At 74.5% G+C, this 19,808-nt stretch carries 2 protein-coding genes and 1 pseudogene; 1 reads left to right on the forward strand and 2 read right to left on the reverse strand.

Annotation, left to right across the window (positions count from 1 at the left end; all coding sequences use genetic code 11):
* Positions 1-125 precede the first annotated feature (125 nt).
* The gene (locus tag ACZ7CF_RS03935; RefSeq protein ID WP_360398816.1) at positions 126-377 is read left to right on the forward strand and encodes a hypothetical protein; all 252 of its coding nucleotides are present in this window, start codon (positions 126-128) and stop codon (positions 375-377) included.
* A gap of 41 nt (positions 378-418) precedes the next feature.
* On the opposite strand, the pseudogene ACZ7CF_RS03940 reads toward ACZ7CF_RS03935, so the two are convergent.
* Positions 419-4,252, reverse strand: a pseudogene (locus ACZ7CF_RS03940) (type I polyketide synthase); the annotation flags it as partial.
* A 46-nt stretch (positions 4,253-4,298) separates the two neighbouring features.
* Positions 4,299-19,808, reverse strand: a complete 15,510-nt coding sequence (locus tag ACZ7CF_RS03945; protein WP_470368742.1) for an SDR family NAD(P)-dependent oxidoreductase — start codon at positions 19,806-19,808, stop codon at positions 4,299-4,301.

Here is a 19,808-nt window from a genome sequence, read left to right on the forward strand (position 1 = left end):
CGGTTCGTACCACCGCATGAATTGACCTCAGCACCAATGCATTCGCACTTCAGGTCCGGTAACCTCCAGATGTCAAGATCAGTGCGGAATCCGCGGCGACGGCCGCGGACTCGGAGGTTCACGCCATGACGGCGCATGATGAGGAATTCATCGCACGTGTGCTGCCCGACGGATGTCTCGAACTCTTCTGCCAGAGCGAGCAGACCTGGCACAAGTGCAGCCGGCGCGGTACCGCGATGTGGATCGCACTGCGGCGCAGCGACTGGCGGCCGGATCTGGCAGCACACGAAATTGCGTGGCAGTTGAATGTGGACGCCGACTCCGTGCGGTGTGACGCGGAAGCCTGGCTGGCACATTTTCGCATGAAGACGAACTGAGCAACCCCGTCGCCGTTTCCCGTCACTTCCGGCCGCTGCTCTCACCGGCTGACTTCACGGGACGTGCGCACCCAGCGGTCGACGGCTTCGGCCGTCGACGTGGCGAAATCCTCCAGCACGGTGAAATGCGTTCCGGGAACCTCGGTCAGCTCGTGGTCGCCGGGCCAGGTCGCCCGCCACTCGGAATCCCCCTCGGCGAAGGACTCGGAAGGCCGCACGAACAGGACGGGCGCGGTCAGCGCGCCAGGGGGGCAGTGCTGGATCAGGTCGCTGTAGCGGCTCATCGCCGCGAGCCGGGAGGTGCCGAACCCGCCGAACGCCGACTCGCGGTCCAGCATCCCGCCGAACATCTGCTGCCACAGGTCGTCCCTGCCCTCGCCGCCGGGCAGGTACGTGTCCACCAGCACCACACCGCCGGCAGGCAGACCGGCCCTCTCCAGGGCTTCGGCGGCGGCGTGCGCGAACTGCCCGCCGGAGGAGTAGCCCACGAGCACGTAGGGCCGGCCGTCCTCACAGGCGGCGCGAACGCCCTCGACCACCACGTCCACCACCGCGGCCACCGAAGCCGGCAGCGGCTCACCGGCACCGAAACCGGGCACGGCGGGCACGAGGACGTCGCGCACGCCGTGGAAGTGCCGGGCGAACCGCGCGTACTGGTGCGCGCCGCCGAGGGCCATCGGCGAGGGCACGCACACCAGCCGGACGGGGGCGTCCCCGGTGGAGAGCCGGACCGGCGGCGGCACCACGCCGAACTCCTCGACGCCGTCGAACGCGGGCAGGACGTCCGCGACGCAGCGCAGCAGGTCGATCGCCGCGGACATCCGGCCGTCCGCCGCGGCCCTGCGCACCAACCCGGCGACCGACTCGTCCTCGGTGAGACCGCCGGAAGCAGGCTGCTCCCCCGCGACCAGCTGCTCCTGCAGGTGCGCGGCGAGCGCGTACGGGGTGCCGTGGTCGAACACGGTGCCGGCGGGCAGCGTCGTGCCGAGAGCGCCGGCGAGGGAGTTGCGGAGCTCGGCGGCCGAGACCGAGTCCATGCCGATCTCCAGGAACACCGCGTCCTCGTCGACGTCGCCGGGACCCGCGTGACCGAGCACGGCGGCGGTGTGCGCGCGCACCGCGTCGGTCAGCCGCGCCAGCTGTTCCTCGCGGGGCAGTCCGGAGATCCTCGCCCACAACGCCTTCTCGGGCGGGGCGTCGTCGACGTGACCGGGCAACGTGTCGAAGGTGAGCTGCGCCTGCGAGGCCAGCCAGTAGCGCTCGCGCTGGAAGGCGTACGTGGGCAGCGCCGCGCGGCGCGTGCCGGGGAACAGCCTCCGCCAGTCGAGCGCCACTCCGCTGACGTGCAGCCGCGCGAGACCGGCGGCCAGTGCCAGGGGTTCCTCGACCTGGCGACGTCCGAGGGCGATGAGCCCGGTCTTGCCGTCCTCGTCCAGACACTCGCCGGTCATGCCGGTCAGCACGGCGTCGGGGCCGAGCTCGACGTAGCGGGTGACACCGGAGGCGCGCAGGGTCGCCACCGCGTCCGCGAACCGCACGGTCTCGCGCACGTGGCGCACCCAGTAGCCGGGGTCGGTCAGCTCGGCCGCGGCCGCGCGGCCGGTGAGCGCCGAGACGATCGGGATGCGCGGCTCGTAGTACGTGAGCTTTTCCGCCACCACGCGGAAGTCGGCGAGCATGTCGTCCATCAGCGGGGAGTGGAAGGCGTGCGAGACGGTGAGCCGGCGGGTCTTCGCGAACCGTCCCGCGACCGCCAGCACGGCCGCCTCGTCGCCGGAGAGCACCACCGAACCGGGTCCGTTGACCGCCGCGACCGCCACGCGGCCGGGAGCGTCCGCCAGCAGCGGGAGGACGTCGTCCTCGCTCGCGGCCACCGCGACCATCACGCCGCCTTCCGGCAGCGCCTGCATCAGCTTGCCGCGCGCCACGACGAGCGCGCACGCGTCGGGCAGGTCGAGCACCCCCGCCACGTGCGCGGCGGCGAGCTCGCCGATCGAATGTCCCGTCAGGGCGGCCGGTTTCACCCCGAGCGAGGTGACCAGCCGGAACATCGCGACCTCGAAGGCGAACAACGCCGGTTGCGCGTACTCGGTCCTGCGCACCAGCTCGGGGTCCTCCGAGGCCAGCACCTCCGCGAGGCCGAGGCCGGACACGGCGTCGATCTCGTCGAACGCTTCCGCGAACACCGGGTGGTGCGCGCGCAGGGCCAGCCCCATGCCGGGGCGCTGGGCGCCCTGGCCGGTGAAGAGGAACGCCGTGCGGCCGCGGTTCTGCGCACGGCCGCTGACGGCTGCCGCGCTCGGTTCGCCCGCCTCGAACGCGCGCAACGCGTCGAGCAGCTGTTCCCCGGTGGAACCGAAGACGGCCGCGCGGTGCTCGAACGCCGACCGCGCCGTGCCGAGCGTCCGCGCGACGGCGGTGATCGGCTCCGCCTCCCGCTCCGCCAGGAAGGCGTGCAGCTTGCCGGCCTGCGCGGCGAGCGCGCAGGGCGACCGTGCGGACAACGGCCACACCACGACGGGTGCCGGGGGCTCGTCTCCCGGCTCGGGTGCCGAGGGAGGTGCTTCGAGCACCACGTGGGCGTTCGTGCCGCTGATGCCGAACGAGGAGATCCCCGCGCGGCGCGGACGGCCGGTCTCCGGCCACGCCCGTTGCCGGGTCAGCGGCCGCACGGCTCCCGCCGACCAGTCCACCCTGGTGGACGGGGTGCCGACGTGCAGCGTCCGCGGCAGGACCCCGTGCCGCATGGCGAGCACCATCTTGATCACGGCCGCCGCACCGGCGGCGGCCTGGGTGTGCCCGATGTTCGACTTGACCGAGCCGAGCCACAGCGGTTCGCCGCCCTCACGGCCCTGGCCGTAGGTGGCCAGCAGCGCCTGCGCCTCGATCGGGTCACCGAGGGTCGTTCCGGTGCCGTGCGCCTCCACCACGTCCACATCGGACGGTGTCAGCTCCGCCGCGGCGAGGGCCTGCGCGATGACGCGCTGCTGTGACGGCCCGTTGGGCGCGGTGATGCCGTTCGACGCGCCGTCGGAGTTCACGGCGGAGCCGCGCAGGACGGCGAGCACCTCGTGACCGCACCGCCGCGCTTCCGACAGCCGCTCCAGCACGACGACCCCGACGCCCTCGGCGAAGCCGGTTCCGTTGGCGTCGTCGGAGAACGACCGGCAGCGGCCGTCCGGGGACAGTCCTCCCTGCCTGCTGAACTCCACGAAGGTGCCGGGGGTGCCCATCACCGTCACACCGCCTGCCAGCGCCCGGTCGCACTGGCCGCCGCGGATGGCCTCGGCGGCGAGGTGCAGCGCGACGAGCGACGAGGAGCAGGCGGTGTCCACCGACATCGTCGGGCCTTCCAGGCCCAGCACGTACGACACGCGGCCGGAGACCATGTTGCCGGTGCCGAAGCTGCCGAAGTAGTCGTGGTACATCACGCCCGCGTAGACGCCGGTGCGGCTGCCCTTGAGCGAGTGCGGGTCGATTCCCGCGTCCTCCAGGGCCTCCCAGGAGGCCTCCAGCAGCAGCCGTTGCTGGGGGTCGAGCACGGCGGCCTCGTTCGGGCTGATGCCGAAGAACGCGGCGTCGAACTCCCCCGCGTCGTGCAGGAAACCGCCTTCCCAGGTGTAGGTGTGCCCTGCCTTCCCCGGTTCCGGGTCGTACAGCGCGGGGTCCCAGTCGCGGTCGGCGGGGAAGGCGGTGATGCCCTCCCGGCCCTCCACGACCAGCTGCCACAGCTCGTCCGGTGTCGTGACCCCGCCGGGGTACCGGCACGCCATGCCGACGAGCACCACCGGGTCGTCGGCCACCTCGGTGAGGGAGCGGTTGAGCTCGCGCAGCCGCTCGTTCTCCTTCAGCGAGGCACGCAGGGCCTCGACGAGTCTGGCGTCCGGTTTGCCGGCGTTGTCAGCCATCCGTGCCTCCATGTCACAGCCCTTCGCCGGCGAACTCGTCGCCGGTCTCGCCGAGGGCGAGACTGATGAGGGCTTCGGTGTCGAGATCGTCCAGCGCGTCGGCCACCGGGGCGTTCGTCCCGGTGGCGGCGGGACGGGGCTCGGCGAGCGCGAGCAGGGTGTCGAGCAGACCGGCCTCGCGGAGCCTGCCCACCGGGATCGACGCGAGCACCGCCCGGACGTCCGCTTCGGCGCCGTCGCCGCCACGCGGAGCGGGCGTCACGGGCTCGAGCTGTGCCGCGAGGTGCGCGGTCAACGCGTCCGGGTTCGGGTAGTCGAAGACGAGCGTCGCCGGCAGCCGCAGACCGGTGGCCTCGTTGAGGCGGTTGCGGAACTCGACGGCGCTGAGCGAGTCGAAACCGAGGTCCTTGAACGACAGGCCCTCCTCGATCCGCTCGACGCCGAGCGCGTACCGCACCTCCTCCTCGACGAGCCGCACCAGCCGTTCCGCGCGGCCCTCCTCGTCCAGCGCCGCCAGCTCGCGCCGCAACGCCGCCGCCGCACCGGAGCCGGACGCCGCCGCCTGCTGCTTCGGCACCCTGACGAGCCCGCGCAGCAACGGGGCCACGTGAGCGGCATCGCGCGGAGCCGAGGTGTCGAGCACGGCGGCGAGCAGCAGCGCGGACTCCCCCGCCTCCCCGGCCGTCGCGGTGTCGAACAACGCGAGCGCGGCCTCCCGGGCGAGCGGGAGCACACCACCCCTGCTCATCCGGCCGGCGTCGCCGTCGTCCAGCGAGGCGGCCATGCCGGCCCCCTCCCACGGTCCCCAGGCGAGCGACACGGCGGGGAGTCCGAGCGCACGGCGGTGTTCGGCGAGCGCGTCGAGGAACGCGTTGCCCGCCGCGTACCCGGCCTGTCCCGGGCTGCCGAGCAGACCCGCCGCCGAGGAGAACAGCACGAACCGCCTCAGGCCCCGGTCACGGGTCAGCTCGTGCAGGTGCCAGGCCGCGTCCAGCTTCGGGCGCAGGACCTCGCTCAGCCGTTCGGCGGTCAGGGAGGTCAGCACGGCGTCGGCCAGCACACCCGCGGTGTGCACGACGGAGGACACCGGGTGTTCGTCGAGCACCCTGGCCAGCTCCGCGCGGTCCGCGGTGTCGCAGGCGACGACGGTCACCTCGGCACCTGCCCCGGCCAGCTCGTCCCGCAGCGCCAGCGCTCCGGGGGCGTCGGGACCACTGCGGCTCACCAGCACGAGCCGGTCGGCACCGTGCGCGGTGACCAGGTGCCGTGCGACGGCGGCGCCGAGCGCACCCGTGCCACCGGTCACCAGCACACCCCCGGACCAGTCGGCCGGGTCCGCGGCCCGCTTCGGGGCACGCACGAGCCGGGGGATGGCGACGTGGCCCTCGCGCACGACGAACTGCGGTTCGCCGGACGCCACGGCACCGGGCAGCGCTCGCCAGGAGCTCCCCGCGGTGTCGGGGGCTTCGAGGTCCGCGAGCACCACGCGGCCGGGGTTCTCCGTCTGTGCCGAGCGGAGCAGCCCCCACGCGGCCGCCTGACCGGGACGGGTCGGGTCCGGCCCCGCCGCGCCGTGCGTGACCACCACGAGCGTCATGTCGGCGAACCGGCCGTCCGTGAGCCAGTCCCGCACCAGGGCGAGCAGCCGTTCGAGGGCGGCACGCGCGGAGTCAGGACCGTCGCCGCCGGGCTCGGCGAGCACGACGAGCGTGTCGGTCGTGCTGTCCAGCTCGCGGAGGTCCCTGGCGAGGACCACCTCGGCGACGGCCTCTTCGAGCACGCTCGCGACCTCCTTGCACCGCGAGTCCGGCACGTCGCCCTGGCCGAGCACGGTCCACCGTCCCGCGCTCGGAGCGGACGGCACGGCGAGCGGCGTCCACGCGAGCTGGAACAGGTGCTCGTGCCCGCCGGACGCGGCCGCGGAGAGCTGCTCGGGCCGGATCTCGCGCAGGGCGAGGGAGTCCACGGTGAACACCAGGCGGCCGGTCGCGTCGGTGGCCACGACCCGCACGGCGTCGCCACCGCTCGGGCTGATCCTGACGCGCAGCGCGGTCGCTCCCCGCGTCGCCAGCTCCACGCCGTTCCACGCGAACGGCAGCCGGATCCGCTCCGGCTCCTCGCCGGAGCGCAGGCCGATGCCGTGCAGCACCGCGTCCAGCAACGCCGGGTACAGCAGGAACGGCTCCGGGGCGACCGGCTCGCGCGGCACCTCCACCTCGGCGTAGACGTCCTCGCCGCGCCGCCAGGCCGAGCGCAGGCCCTGGAAGCGGGGACCGTAGTCCGCGCCCAGCTCGGCGAAGCGTTCGTACACGCCGTCGAGCGCGACGGGTTCCGCGGCCGGCGGAGGCCACGCACCGAGGTCGGCCGTCTGCCCATGCGCGGGCCGCAGCAGGCCGGACGCGTGCAGCGTCCACGGCTCGCTCCCGACCGCCGCGTAGCAGCGGAACTCACGACGTCCGGCGTCGTCGGGCTCCCCCACGGTGCACTGCACCCGCACCGCCGCGTGGTCCGGCAGGACCAGCGGCTCGGTGACCAGCAGCTCGTCGATCCGCGCACAGCCGAGCCCGGCACCGGCGGCCAGCGCCAGCTCCACGAACGCCGCGCCCGCGAGCAGCGGCACGCCGCCCACGGCGTGCTCGGCGAGCCACGGCTGCTCGGCCAGCGACAGCCGTGCCGTGTGGACCACGCCCTCGCTGCCCGCGAGGTCGACGGCGGTGCCCAGCAGCGGGTGCCCGCCCCCGGACGAGGCCGCGGCGCCGCTGGTGAGCCAGAACCGCCGGTGCTGGAAGGCGTACGTCGGCAGGCTCGCGCCGTCGCGGTGCGGCAGCAGCGCCGTCCAGTCGACGGCGGCACCGTGCACGTGCAGAGCGGCGAGCGCGGACACCAGCGACGCGGCCTCGTCGGAGTCCTTGCGCAGCAGGGGAACGACCGCGCTGCCGTCCTCCGGCAGGCATTCGACCGCGGCCGCGGTGAGGGCGTTGCCGGTGCCGACCTCGGCGAACCGGCGCACCCCCGCGTCGTGCAGCGCGCCGACCGCGTCGGCGAACCGCACCGCTTCGCGCGCGTGGCGCACCCAGTACCCGGGTGAGGCCAGGTCGGCGCCGGTGACCGCCGTCCCGGTCAGGCTGGAGACGAACGCGATGCGCGGCGTTCCGAAGCTCACCGACTCGGCGATCTCGCGGAACTCGGCGAGCATCGGGTCCATCAGGGACGAGTGGAAGGCGTGGCTGACCTTCAGCTCCCGTGTGCGGCCGAACCGCGCCGCGATCGCCCGCACCGGTTCCGCGGGGCCCGCCACGACCATCGACGACGGGCCGTTGACCGCGGCGATGCTCACGTCCCGGGTCAGCAGTGGCGCCACCTCGGCCTCGGTGGCCTTGATCGCGATCATCACGCCGCCCGCGGGCAGCTCCTGCATGAGCCTGCCGCGCGCGGCGACGAGGCGGCACGCGTCGGGCAAGTCGAGCACACCCGCGACGTGCGCGGCCGCGAACTCCCCGACCGAGTGCCCCGCGACGGCGTCCGGCCGGACGCCGAGCGCGGTGAGCAGCCGGAACAACGCCACCTGGTGCGCGAAGAGCGCGGGCTGCGTGTACCCGGTGCGGTCCAGCGCGGCGGCGTCGTCGAGCACGTCGTCCAGCGGCCGTTCGAGCAGCGGGTCGAGGTGCGCGCGGACCTCGGCGAAGGCTTCGGCGTAGACGGGGAACACCTCGCGGAGCCGCTTGCCCATGCCCGCTCGCTGCGACCCCTGCCCGGAGAACAGGAAGGCGAGCTTGCCCTCGGTGGCGGCGCCCGACGCGCCGGTGCGCGGCGACCGGCCTTCGGCGACCTCGCGCAGCCCGCCGGTCAGTTCCTCGACGGTGCCGCCGAGCACGGCGGCACGGTGCCGCAGCCTGGTGCGGGCGCTCGCCAGTCCACCCGCGAGCACCGCGATCGGCTCCCCGGTACCCCGGGTGACGTGGTCCAGCAGCCGGGCGGCCTGCGCGCGCAACGCCTCCGGTGTGTGGCCGGACAGCAGCCACGGGACGACACCGGTGTCCGGCGCGGCCGGTTCGCTCGCCGGTACCTCGTCTTCCGGCGCGGCTTCGATGATCACGTGCGCGTTGGTGCCCGAGATGCCGAACGAGGACACACCGGCGCGGCGGGGACGGCCGGACGCGGGCCACGGGCGCGACTCGGTGAGCAGCTGGACGTTGCCGCCCTCCCACTCCACGTGCCGGGAGGGGGCGTCGACGCCGAGGCTCGCCGGCATCGTCCCGGCACGCATCGCCTCGATCATCTTGATCACCCCGGCGACGCCCGCCGCGGCCTGCGTGTGACCGAGGTTGGACTTCACCGATCCCAGCCACAGCGGCGTGTCCGCGGACCGGCCGGCGCCGTAGGTGGCCTGCAGGGCCTGCGCCTCGATCGGGTCGCCCAGCGTCGTGCCCGTGCCGTGCGCCTCCACCACGTCCACATCGGACGGTGCAAGTCCTGCGGCGTCGAGCGCCCTGCGGATCACGCGCTGCTGCGCGGGCCCGTTCGGAGCGGTGATGCCGTTGGACGCGCCGTCGGAGTTCACGGCGCTGCCCCGCACGACGGCCAGCACGCGCCTGCCGTTGCGCCGGGCGTCGGAGAGCCGTTCGAGGACGAGCACGCCGGAGCCCTCGCCGAAACCGGTGCCGTCGGCACCGTCGGCGAACGGCCTGCACCGGCCGTCCCGCGAGAGCCCGCGGTGCTTGCTGAACTCCACGAAGGTTCCCGGCGTCGCCATGACGGTCACGCCACCGGCCAGCGCCAGCGCGCAGTCGCCCTGCCGCAGCGACTGCACGGCGAGGTGCAGCGCGACGAGCGACGACGAGCACGCGGTGTCGATCGACAGCGTCGGCCCTTCGAGTCCCAGCTCGTACGCCACGCGGCCGGACACCACGCTGCCGGAACCGGCACTGCCGACGTAGTCGTGGTACATCACGCCCGCGAACACACCGGTGTCGGAGCCGCGCAGGGTCACGGGGTCGATCGACGCGCGTTCGAGCGCCTCCCACGAGGTCTCCAGCAGCAACCGCTGCTGGGGGTCGGTGGTGAGCGCCTCCTCGTCGTCCATGCCGAAGAAGCCGGGGTCGAAGTCGGCGGCGCCGTCGAGGAACGAGCCGTGCTTCGTGTAGCTCGTGCCCGGCCGGTCGAGGGTGGGGTCGTACAGGTTCGCGACGTCCCAGCCGCGGTCCTGCGGGAACTCGCCCACCACGTCACGGCCTTCGGCGACGACCCGCCACAGGTCCTCGGGAGAGCCGATCCCGCCGGGAAGCCGGCAGCCGATGCCGATGACGGCGATCGGCTCGTCCGAGGCCCCGCCCGCCTTCGGGCGCGGCGCGCTGACCGCCGTGGCGATCGTGCCCGCGAACTCGTCCAGCAGGTGCCGCCCGAGCGCGGCGGACGTCGGGTGGTCGAACACGAGCGTCGCGGGCAGCCGCAGGCCCGTCGCCCTGGACAGGCCGTTGCGCAGTTCCACCGCGGCCAGGGAGTCGAACCCGAGCTCGCGGAACGCCAGCGTGCGGTCGACCTCCTGCGCCGACCGGTAGCCGAGGATGGCCGCCACGTGCTCGCGGACCAGGTCGACCAGCAGTGGTTCGCGGTCCGGCTCGGCCACGGCGGCGAGCCGTTCGCGCAGCCCGCCGGCGCCGGTCGTGCTCGCCCTGCCCGCCGCGACGCGGCGGACCGGCACGAGGCCGCGGAACAACGGCGCCAGGTCCTCGCCCTGAGCGCGCAACGCGGCCAGCTCCAACCGGACCGGGAGCACGACGGGCTCGCTGCCGCGCAGCGCGGCGTCGAACAGCGCCAGACCGTCCGCTGTGGACAGAGGCGCGACACCCCCGCGCGCGATGCGCGAGCGGTCGGTCTCGTCGAGCGTGCCGGTCATGCCGCCCGACTGGTCCCACAGGCCCCACGCGAGGGAGCGCGCGGGCAGTCCGAGTCCGTGCCGGTGCCGCGCGAGCGCGTCGAGGTAGCTGTTCGCCGCCGCGTAGTTGGCCTGTCCCGGCGATCCGAGGGTGGCGGCCGACGAGGAGAACACGACGAACTCCGCCAGCGCACTGCCCGCCGTCAACTCGTGGAGGTTCCACGCGGCGTCGACCTTGGGCCGGAACACCGCGTCCACGCGCTCCGGCGTCATCGACTCCAGCACGCCGTCCGCGAGCACGCCCGCGGCGTGGATCACCGCGGCCAGCGGGCGCTCCGGGGGCAGGCCCGCCAGCACGGCGGCGAGCGCGGCGCGGTCGGCGACGTCGCAGGCAACCGACGTCACCTCGGCACCGAGCGCGGTCAGCTCGTCGACGAACTCCGGCGCGGCGCCGCGCCGGCTGAGCAGCAGGAGGTTGCGGACGCCCCGCGCGGTGACCAGGTGGCGCGCGATCGCCGTGCCGAGTGCACCGGTGGCGCCGGTGAGCAGCACGGTCCCTTCCGCGAGGGACGCCGGTTCGGTGTCCTCGATCGTGCTCCTGGTGAGCCGCGGCACGAACCACGCGCCGTCCCGCAGCAGCACGTGCGGTTCACCGATCGCGACGGCCTGGCTGATCCGGTCTTCCGTCACGTCCGCGCCGTCGCTCTCCACGAGCAGCACGCGGCCGGGGTTCTCCGACTGCGCCGAGCGCACGAACCCGGCGACCGCGGCGCCCACGGGATCGGACCCGGTCACGACCGCCAGCAGACCGTCCGCGGCGAGGGCGTCCCGCAGCTGGGCGCACACCTGGTTCACCGCGGCGCGCGCTTCGTCCGCACTGCTGCCCGCCGCCGCCCGCAGGACCGCGACGGGTTCGCCGGTGGCGTCCGGCACGGCAACGGGTGTCCAGCCGACGCCGTACAGGGCGCCGTTCGCACCGGCCTGCTCGGCGGCGGCGAGTGCGTCGGTGCGCAACGGCCGCAGCGTCAGCGACTCGGCCGTCGCCACGACGCCGCCCGCGGGATCGGCGAGCACCAGTGAGACCGCGCCTTCGCCCAGCGGGCGGATCAGCGCGCGCAGGGCCGTCGCACCGGTGGCGTGCAGGCGCACACCGGACCACGCGAACGGCAGCATCGGGCCGGACCCGGAGCCGCCGAGCACCTCGCCGGCGAGCGCCACGGTGTGCAGTGCCGCGTCGGACAGCGCGGGATGCAGGCCGAACCCGTCGGCGGTGGCGCCGCGACCGTCGAGCACCAGGTCCGCGCAGAGGCCGTCCGCCGTGCGCCACGCGGCGCGCAGGCCGCGGAACAGCGGTCCGTAACCCAGCCCGATCTCGGCGAGCTCGTCGTAGAACCCTTCGAGCGGCAGCGGTTCCGCGTTCGCCGGTGGCCAGGCGGCCAGGTCCGCACCGGGGACGGCGGGCAGCGTGCCGGTCGGGGCGAGGACACCTTCGGCGTGCCGGGTCCAGCTCACCTCGTCGTCGCGGTCGGCCGGCCGCGAGTAGACACCGACCTCGCGCGTGCCGTTGCCCGGGTCCGCGGCGCCGACCACCACCTGCAGCTGGACCGCGCCCTCGTCGGGCACCACCAGCGGGGCGCCGAGGGTCAGCTCGGCGACGTCACCGGCGCCGACCTGCTCTCCCGCGCGCAGGGCGATCTCCAGGTGCCCGGTGCCGGGGAACAGCAGCCGGCCGGCCACGCGGTGGTCGTTCAGCCACGGCTGCAACGCGGGCGAGAGCCGTCCCGTGAACACGGCGCTGTCCTCGTCCGCGCGCAGGACCGCCGCACCGAGCACGGCGTGCTCCGTGGGCGCGAGGCCGAGCGAGGTCACGTCGGCGCCGGCGGCGGTGCTGTCGAGCCAGTACCACTCGCGCTGGAACGCGTAGCCGGGCAGCGCCACCCGCTTCGGACGCCCGCCGTGACCGTCGGCGACGGCGGCCCAGTCCACGGCGGCACCGTGCGCGAACGCCTCGCCGAACGAGGCGAGGACCCGGTCGAGGCCTCCGTCGTCGCGGCGCAGCGAGCCGACAGCGGCCACCGCGGCGTCGGTCTCCTGGATTCCCACGGTGAGAACCGGGTGCGGGCTCGCCTCCACGAAGAGCGTGTGCCCGGCGTCGACCGCCGCGCGCACGGCCTGTTCGAACAGGACGGTGCCGCGCAGGTTCGTGTACCAGTAGCCGGCGTCCATCGTGGCGGTGTCGATCGGCTCACCGGTCACCGTCGAGTAGAACGGCACGCCGGTCGAGCTCGGCCGCAGGCCGTCGAGCACCTCGGCGAGGCGTTCGCGCAACGACTCGACGTGCGCGCTGTGCGAGGCGTAGTCCACCGGGAGCCGCTTCGCCCGGACGCCGCCGGCCACCAGCTGCTCGTACAGCTCGTCGAGCGCGTCACCGTCACCGGAGACCACGGTCGAGGCGGCACCGTTGACGGCGGCGACCGACAGCCTCCCCTCCCACGCGCCGAGGCGTTCCCGGACGTCGTCCACCCCGGCACCGACCGACATCATGCCGCCGGTGCCCGCGAGCACCTCCGCGATGGCGCGCGACCGCAACGCCACGACACGGGCGCCATCGGCCAGCGACAGCGCGCCCGCGGCGCACGCGGCGGCGATCTCCCCCTGCGAGTGGCCGATGAAGGCCGCGGGGGTGACACCGGCCGCCTGCCAGGTGTGCGCCAGCGACACCATCACCGCCCACAGCAGTGGTTGCACCACGTCCACGCGGTCCAGCGCGCCGGAGAGCTCGGAGTCGAAGTCCCAGTCGGTGTACGGCTTCAGCGCGGCCGCGCAGTCGGCCATGCGCGCGGCGAACACCGGTGAGGAGTCGATCAGCTCGGTGGCCATGCCCCGCCACTGCGACCCCTGGCCGGGGAAGACGAACACCGGCTTGGCCCTGCCCGCCGCGGTGGCGGAGGTGAGCGCGGTGTGGGTGCCGCCGGCCGCGAGCGCGGCCAGGGCCTCGTGCCGTTCCGCGTCGGTACCGGTGATGGACGCGCGCTGCGCGAAGCGTGCCCTGCCGTGGGCGAGCGACCAGCCGACTTCCGGCGTGCCGAGCCCGGGATGCGCGTTCAGGTGGTCGCGCAGGGCGGCCGCCTGGCCCGCGAGCGCGTCCGGCGTCTTCGCGGAGAGCAGCCAGGGCAGCCGCGCTCCTTCCCCGGCGGCGCTCGCGGCGGGCACGGCGGGCGCCTGCTCGACGATCACGTGCGTGTTGGTGCCGCTGATCCCGAACGAGGAGATCCCGGCGCGGCGCGGACGGGACAGCGCGGGCCACTCCCTCGCCTCGGTCAGCAGCCGCACCTCGCCCGCCTCCCAGTCCACCTTGGACGAAGGGGCGTCGACGTGCAGGGTCTTCGGCATGATGCCGTGGCGCAGCGCTTGGACCATCTTGATGACGCCGGCGACACCGGCGGCCGCCTGGGTGTGACCGATGTTCGACTTGATCGAGCCGAGCCACAGCGGTTCGCCGTGCTCGCCGCGTTCCTGCCCGTAGGTGGCGAGCAGCGCCTGCGCCTCGATGGGGTCGCCCAGGGTGGTGCCCGTGCCGTGCGCCTCCACGACGTCCACATCGGACGGTGAGAGGCGCGCGTTCGCCAGCGCGTCCAGGATGACGCGCTCCTGCGACGGCCCGTTCGGCGCGGTCAGGCCGTTGGAGGCGCCGTCCGAGTTCACCGCGGTCCCGCGGACCAGGGCGAGGACCTCGTGGCCGTTGCGGCGTGCTTCGGAGAGCCGTTCCACGACCAGCACGCCGACGCCCTCTCCCCACACCGTGCCGGACGCCGAGTCGGCGAAGGCGTGGGTGCGGGCATCGGCGGCGAGCGCGCCCTGCCGGCTGAACTCCACGAACGTGTCCGGCGTCGCCATCACCGCGACACCGCCGACGAGCGCCAGCCCGCACTCGCCCTGCCGCAGCGCCTGCCCCGCGAGGTGCAGCGCCACCAGCGAGGAGGAGCACGCGGTGTCCACGGACAGGCTCGGGCCCTCCAGTCCGAGGGTGTAGGAGATCCGGCCGGAGATGATGCTGCCGGTGCCGAAGCTGCCGAGGTAGTCGTGGTACTGCACACCGGCGAACACGCCCGTGCGGCTGCCCTTGAGTGACTGCGGGTCGATGCCCGCCGCTTCCAGCGCCTCCCAGGAGGCTTCGAGCAGCAACCGCTGCTGCGGGTCCATCACCGCGGCCTCGTTGGGGCTGATGCCGAAGAACGCCGCGTCGAACTCGCCTGCCTCGTGCAGGAAGCCGCCTTCGCCGACGTAGCTGGTGCCGGGACGCCCGCCGGTCGGGTCGAGGACGCGGTCGACGTCCCAGCCGCGGTTGCGCGGGAACGGGGTGATCGCGTCGGAGGCGTCGTGCACCAGCCGCCACAGCTCGTCGGGCGAGGTGACACCACCGGGGTACCGGCAGGCCATGCCGACGATCGCGAGCGGCTCGTCCGCGGGGGCGGTGGAGGTGCGGCCGCGACGCTTGCGCCCTCCGCCGGTGACGAGGGTGCCGAGGTAGCTGCTGAGCACCTCGGACGACGGGTGGTCGAACACGAGCGTCGCCGGCAGGCGCAGCCCCGTCTCCTGGATGAGCGCGTTGCGCAGCTCGATCGCGGCGAGCGAGTCGAAGCCGAGGTCGTTGAACGCGCGGTCGGCCTCGATCCCCTCGGGTGAGGTGTGCCCCAGCACCGCGGCGACGTGCGTGCGCACGAGCTGCAGCAGCGCCTCGGCGCGTTCTTCGTCCTCGAGGGCGGCGATGCGGTCGGCGAAGGCCGTACCCGTCTCGCCCGCGGCGGCCCTGCGGCGCTCGGTCCGTCCGGCGAGCGCGCGGAACACGGGGGCGAGCGACTCACCCTGCGCGCGCAACGCGGTGAGGTCGAGCCGCACCGGTGCGAGCGCCGGCACGGCGGTGCGCAGGGCGCGGTCGAACAGCGCCGTCCCTTCTTCTTCCGTCAGCGGCGTCATGCCGCCGCGCGCGATCCGCGCGTGGTCGGCCGCCTCGATCGTGCTCGTCATCCCACCGGTGGGCACCCAGGGGCCCCATGCGAGCGACAGCGCGGGCAGACCGTTCGCGGCGCGGTGCGCGGCGAGGGCGTCGAGGAGGGCGTTCGCCGCGGCGTAGTTGCCCTGGCCCGGTGCGCCGGCGGTGCCGGCGATCGAGGAGAACAGCACGAACGCCGAGACCTCGCCGGCCAGTTCGTGCAGGTGCAGCGCGCCGAGCGCCTTCGGCCCCAGCACGGTGTCGAGCCGTTGCGGTGTCAGGGAGTCCACGACGCCGTCGTCGAGCACGCCGGCCGCGTGCACGACGGCGGTGAGCGGGTGCCCGGCCGGGATGGCGGCGAGCACGGCGGCGAGCGCGGCGCGGTCGGCCACGTCGCAGGCGGCGCTCGTCACCGCCGCGCCGAGATCGGTCAGCTCCGCCACCAGCTCCGCACCCGCGCCGCTCCGGCTGACCAGCAGCAGGTGCCGCACGCCGTGCTCGGTGACGAGGTGCCGGGCGAGCACCGGGCCGAGACCGCCGGTGGCACCGGTGAGCAGCACCGTGCCTTCGGGGTCGAACGCGGGCCGGTCGTCGTCCGCGGCGCGGTTCGCGCGCAGGAGGCGGGCCGCGTAGGTCCGGCCGTCGCGGACGGCGAGCTGCGGTTCGCCGGAGGCGAGAGCCGCCGGGACGAGCTCGGCGAGGTTGTCGGCGGCGCCGGGTTCGAGGTCGACCAGCAGGAACCGGTCCGGCTGCTCGGACTGGGCGGACCGCACCAGGCCCCACACCGCGGCACCGGCCAGGTCGGTGACACCTCCGGCGCCGGTGTGGTCGACCGCGCCGCGCGTCACGACCGCGAGCGGCCGCGCGTCGTCCTCCTGGAGCGCGGCCAGCGCGGCGTGCGTCGCCATGCGGACCGCCTCGGGCGTGGTACCGGGTGTCGTCATCAGCACCCGGTAGCCGGAGTCGCCGCCGGTCTCGCCGAGCGTCACCGGCTGCCAGCCGAGGGCGTACAGCGCGTCGGCGGTCGCGTCGTGCTCCCGGCGCAGGTTCGCCAGTGGCCGCGAGACGAGCGAGGCCGCGGTGGCGACCGGTGCGCCCTCGCTGTCGGCGAGCTCCACCGCGAACTCGCCGTCGGACAGCGGCAGCAGCCGCGCGCGCAGCACCGCCGCACCCGTGGCGTGCAGCGCGACTCCGGTGAACAGGAACGGCAGCCGCGCGCCGTCACCTCCCGGGGTGTCGCCGCCGAGCAGCGCGAGGGAGTGCAGTGCGGCGTCGAACGCGGCCGGGTGCAGACCGAACCGGCCGGCGTCGGCCGCCGGGCCGTCCGGGAGGCGGACCTCGGCGTACACCTCACCGGTCGCACCGCGCCACGCCGCCGTGAGCGCGCGGAACGCGGGGCCGTAGTCCAGCCCGGACTCGGCCAGCCGCTCGTAGAGGCCGGTGACGTCGAGCGGTTCGGCGTCCTCGGGCGGCCAGACGTCCAGCCCGGCCGGCCGCTCAGTCCGCCCGGAGCCGAGCAGGCCCGACGCGTGCAGCGTCCAGGGCTCGTCCGGCGCCGCCTGCTCGGGACGCGCGTACACCGCGACCTCCCGGAGGTCGTCCTGTCCCCCGCCGACGACGACCTGGATGCGCACGGCCCCGTCGGGTGGGAGCACGAGGGGCACCTCGAGCGTCAGCTCGTCGATGCTCCGCGCACCGACCTGGTCTCCCGCGCGGACGGCGAGCTCCACCATCGCGGTACCGGGCAGCACCACCGCGCCGCCCACGACGTGATCGGCGAGCCACGGGTGCGTGCGGGTGGAGAGCCTGCCCGTGAGCACCACCCCGCCCGAACCGGCGACCACCGTCACCGCGCCCAGCAGCGGGTGCTCGGCCGCGTCGACACCGAACGCGGCGACCGAACCCGTCGAGCCCGTGTCCCCGACCGTCTCCGGCCAGAACCGGTCGCGCTGGAACGCCGTCGGCGGCAGGTCGACCGGACGTGCGCCGCGCACCAGCTCCGTCCACTCGGGACCGGCGCCGGAGACGTGCAGCCCGGCCGCGGCGGTCAGGAGCGTCTCGGTCTCGTCGCGCTCACGGCGCGCCGTCGCGACCAGCACCACGTCCGCCTCGGTGCCGTCCTCGGCGACCAGGCACTCGCGCGCCATCGCGGTGAGCACCGCGTCCGGGCCGATCTCCAGGAAACGGGTGACGCCCGCGTTGTGGAGGGCGCGCACGCCGTCGTGGAAGCGCACCGCCTCACGCACGTGACGCACCCAGTAGTCCGGTGCGGCGAGCTCTTCGTGCCCGGCGAGCGCGCCGCTGACGTTGGAGACGACGGGAATCGTCGCGCGCCGGTAGGTCAGCGCGGCGGCGACCGCGCGGAACTCGGCCAGCATCGGCTCCATGAGCGGCGAGTGGAAGGCGTGGGACACGCGCAGCTGCCGGGTCTTCTCGAACTGCGCGGCAACCGACCGCACGGCGTCGGTGTCACCCGAGATGACCACGGACCGCGGTCCGTTGACGGCCGCGATGCCCACCCGTCCGCCGGTCCTGTCGAGCAGCGGCAGGACCTCGCTCTCGGTGGCGCGCAGCGACACCATGGCGCCGCCCTCCGGCAGCGCCTGCATGAGCCTGCCGCGCGCGGCCACCAGCCGGACGGCGTTGTCCAGGTCGAGCACCCCGGCGACGTGCGCCGCGGCCAGCTCGCCGATCGAGTGGCCGCCGACGTGGTCCGGTGCCATGCCCCAGGACTCGATCAACCGGTACAGCGCGACCTCGAAGGTGAACAACGCGGCCTGCGTCACCGCGGTGCGGTTCAGCGGTTCGGCATCGGTGCCGAACATGATGTCGCGCAAGCCGGACAGCGCCGCGTCCTCCTGTGCGAAACGCGCGCACAGCTCGTCGAACGCCGCCGCGAAGACCGGGAAGCCGGCGTGCAGCTCCCTGCCCATGCCGGGCCGCTGCGAGCCCTGTCCGGTGAACAGGTACGCGGTCTGTCCTTTCCGGACACGACCGGCCACGGCGGCGGGTCCGCCCTCGGCGACGCGTGCGACGGCGGCCAGCAGCGCGTCGCGGTCCGCGCCCAGCACCACCGCGCGGTACTGCTGGGCGGTGCGCGTCCCGGCGAGCGACCAGGCGACGTCCAGCGGGTCCAGGTCGCGGGCGTGCTCGGCCAGTCCCGCGGCCTGTGCGCGGACCGCCGCCGGCGTGCGACCGGACAGCACCCACGGCACGACCGCCGGCACGAGGCGGTCCACCGGTGCTTCCCCTTCGCCCGCGGGCTCCACGACCGGGGCTTCCTCGATGATGGTGTGCGCGTTGGTGCCGCTGGCGCCGAACGACGACACGGCGGCCCGCCGGGGACGGTCCGCCTCCGGCCACGGCCGGTTCTCGGTCAGCAGCCGGATCTCGCCGCCGCTCCAGTCCACCTTGGACGTCGGCTCTTCGCCGTGCAGCGTCTTCGGCAGGGTGCGGTGCCGCAACGCCATGACGACCTTGATGATCCCGGCGACGCCCGCGGCGGCCTGGGTGTGCCCGATGTTGGTCTTGACCGAACCGAGGAACAGCGGGGCCTCACGGGTGTGCTCCGCGCCGTACGTCGCCTGCAGGGACTGGGCTTCGATCGGGTCGCCGAGCGTGGTGCCGGTGCCGTGCGCCTCGACCAGGTCCACATCGGCCGGGGTGAGCCTGGCCGAGTCCAGCGCCGCGCGGATGACGCGCTGCTGCGACGGTCCGTTCGGGGCGGTGAGGCCGTTCGAGGCGCCGTCCTGGTTCACCGCGCTGCCGCGCACGACGGCCAGCACCTCGTGGCCGTTGCGGCGCGCGTCGGAGAGCCGTTCGAGCACGAGCATCCCGGCGCCCTCGCCCCAGCCCGTGCCGTCCGCGGAGTCGGAGAAGGCCTTGCACCGGCCGTCCGCCGACAGCCCGCGCTGGCGGCTGAACGCGATGAAGGCGTTCGGCGTGGCCATGACCGTCGCGCCGCCCGCGAGCGCGAGCGTGCACTCCTTCGCCCGCAGCGCCTGGATGGCGAGGTGCACCGCGACGAGCGCGGACGAGCACGCGGTGTCGACCGTGACCGCCGGGCCTTCGAGCCCGAGGGTGTAGGAGATGCGGCCGGAGAGCACCGCGGCGAGCACACCGGTCCCGAGCGCCGCCTCCCGGTCGCTCGGCATCCGGGCGAGCAGGTCCTTGTAGTCCTGCCCGTTCGTGCCCGCGAAGACACCGACGCGCGCGCCCCGCAGGGTGCCCGGCGCCACCCCGGACCGCTCCAGCGCCTCCCAGGAGGTTTCGAGCAGCAACCTCTGCTGGGGGTCCATCGCGAGCGCCTCGCGCGGGCTGATGCCGAAGAAGTCCGGCTCGAACCCCGCGGCGTCGTCGAGGAAGGCGCCGCGGGTGAGGTAGGTCTTCCCCTCGGCGTCGGGGTCCGGGTCGAAGAGCTGCCCGATGTCCCAGCCGCGGTCGGACGGGAACTCGTCCACCGCGTCGACCCCACCGGTCACCAGCTGCCACAGCTGTTCCGGCGTGGTGACACCGCCGGGGAACCGGCAGCCCATGCCGACGATCGCGATCGGTTCGGCGTCCTGCGTCTCGACCTCGCGCAGCCGCTGCCGCGTCGCGTGCAGCTCGCCCGAGACGCGCTTGAGGTAGGCGAGCAGCTTCTCGTCGTTGGTCAT

The organism is Lentzea sp. NPDC036955 (assembly GCF_055608005.1).

What these genes read in the sequence shown, in the direction of transcription:
- ACZ7CF_RS03935 (WP_360398816.1), top strand. Translation starts at nt 126, where the DNA reads ATGACGGCGCATGATGAGGAATTCATCGCACGTGTGCTGCCCGACGGA.
- ACZ7CF_RS03945 (WP_470368742.1), bottom strand. Translation starts at nt 19,808, where the DNA reads ATGACCAACGACGAGAAGCTGCTCGCCTACCTCAAGCGCGTCTCGGGC.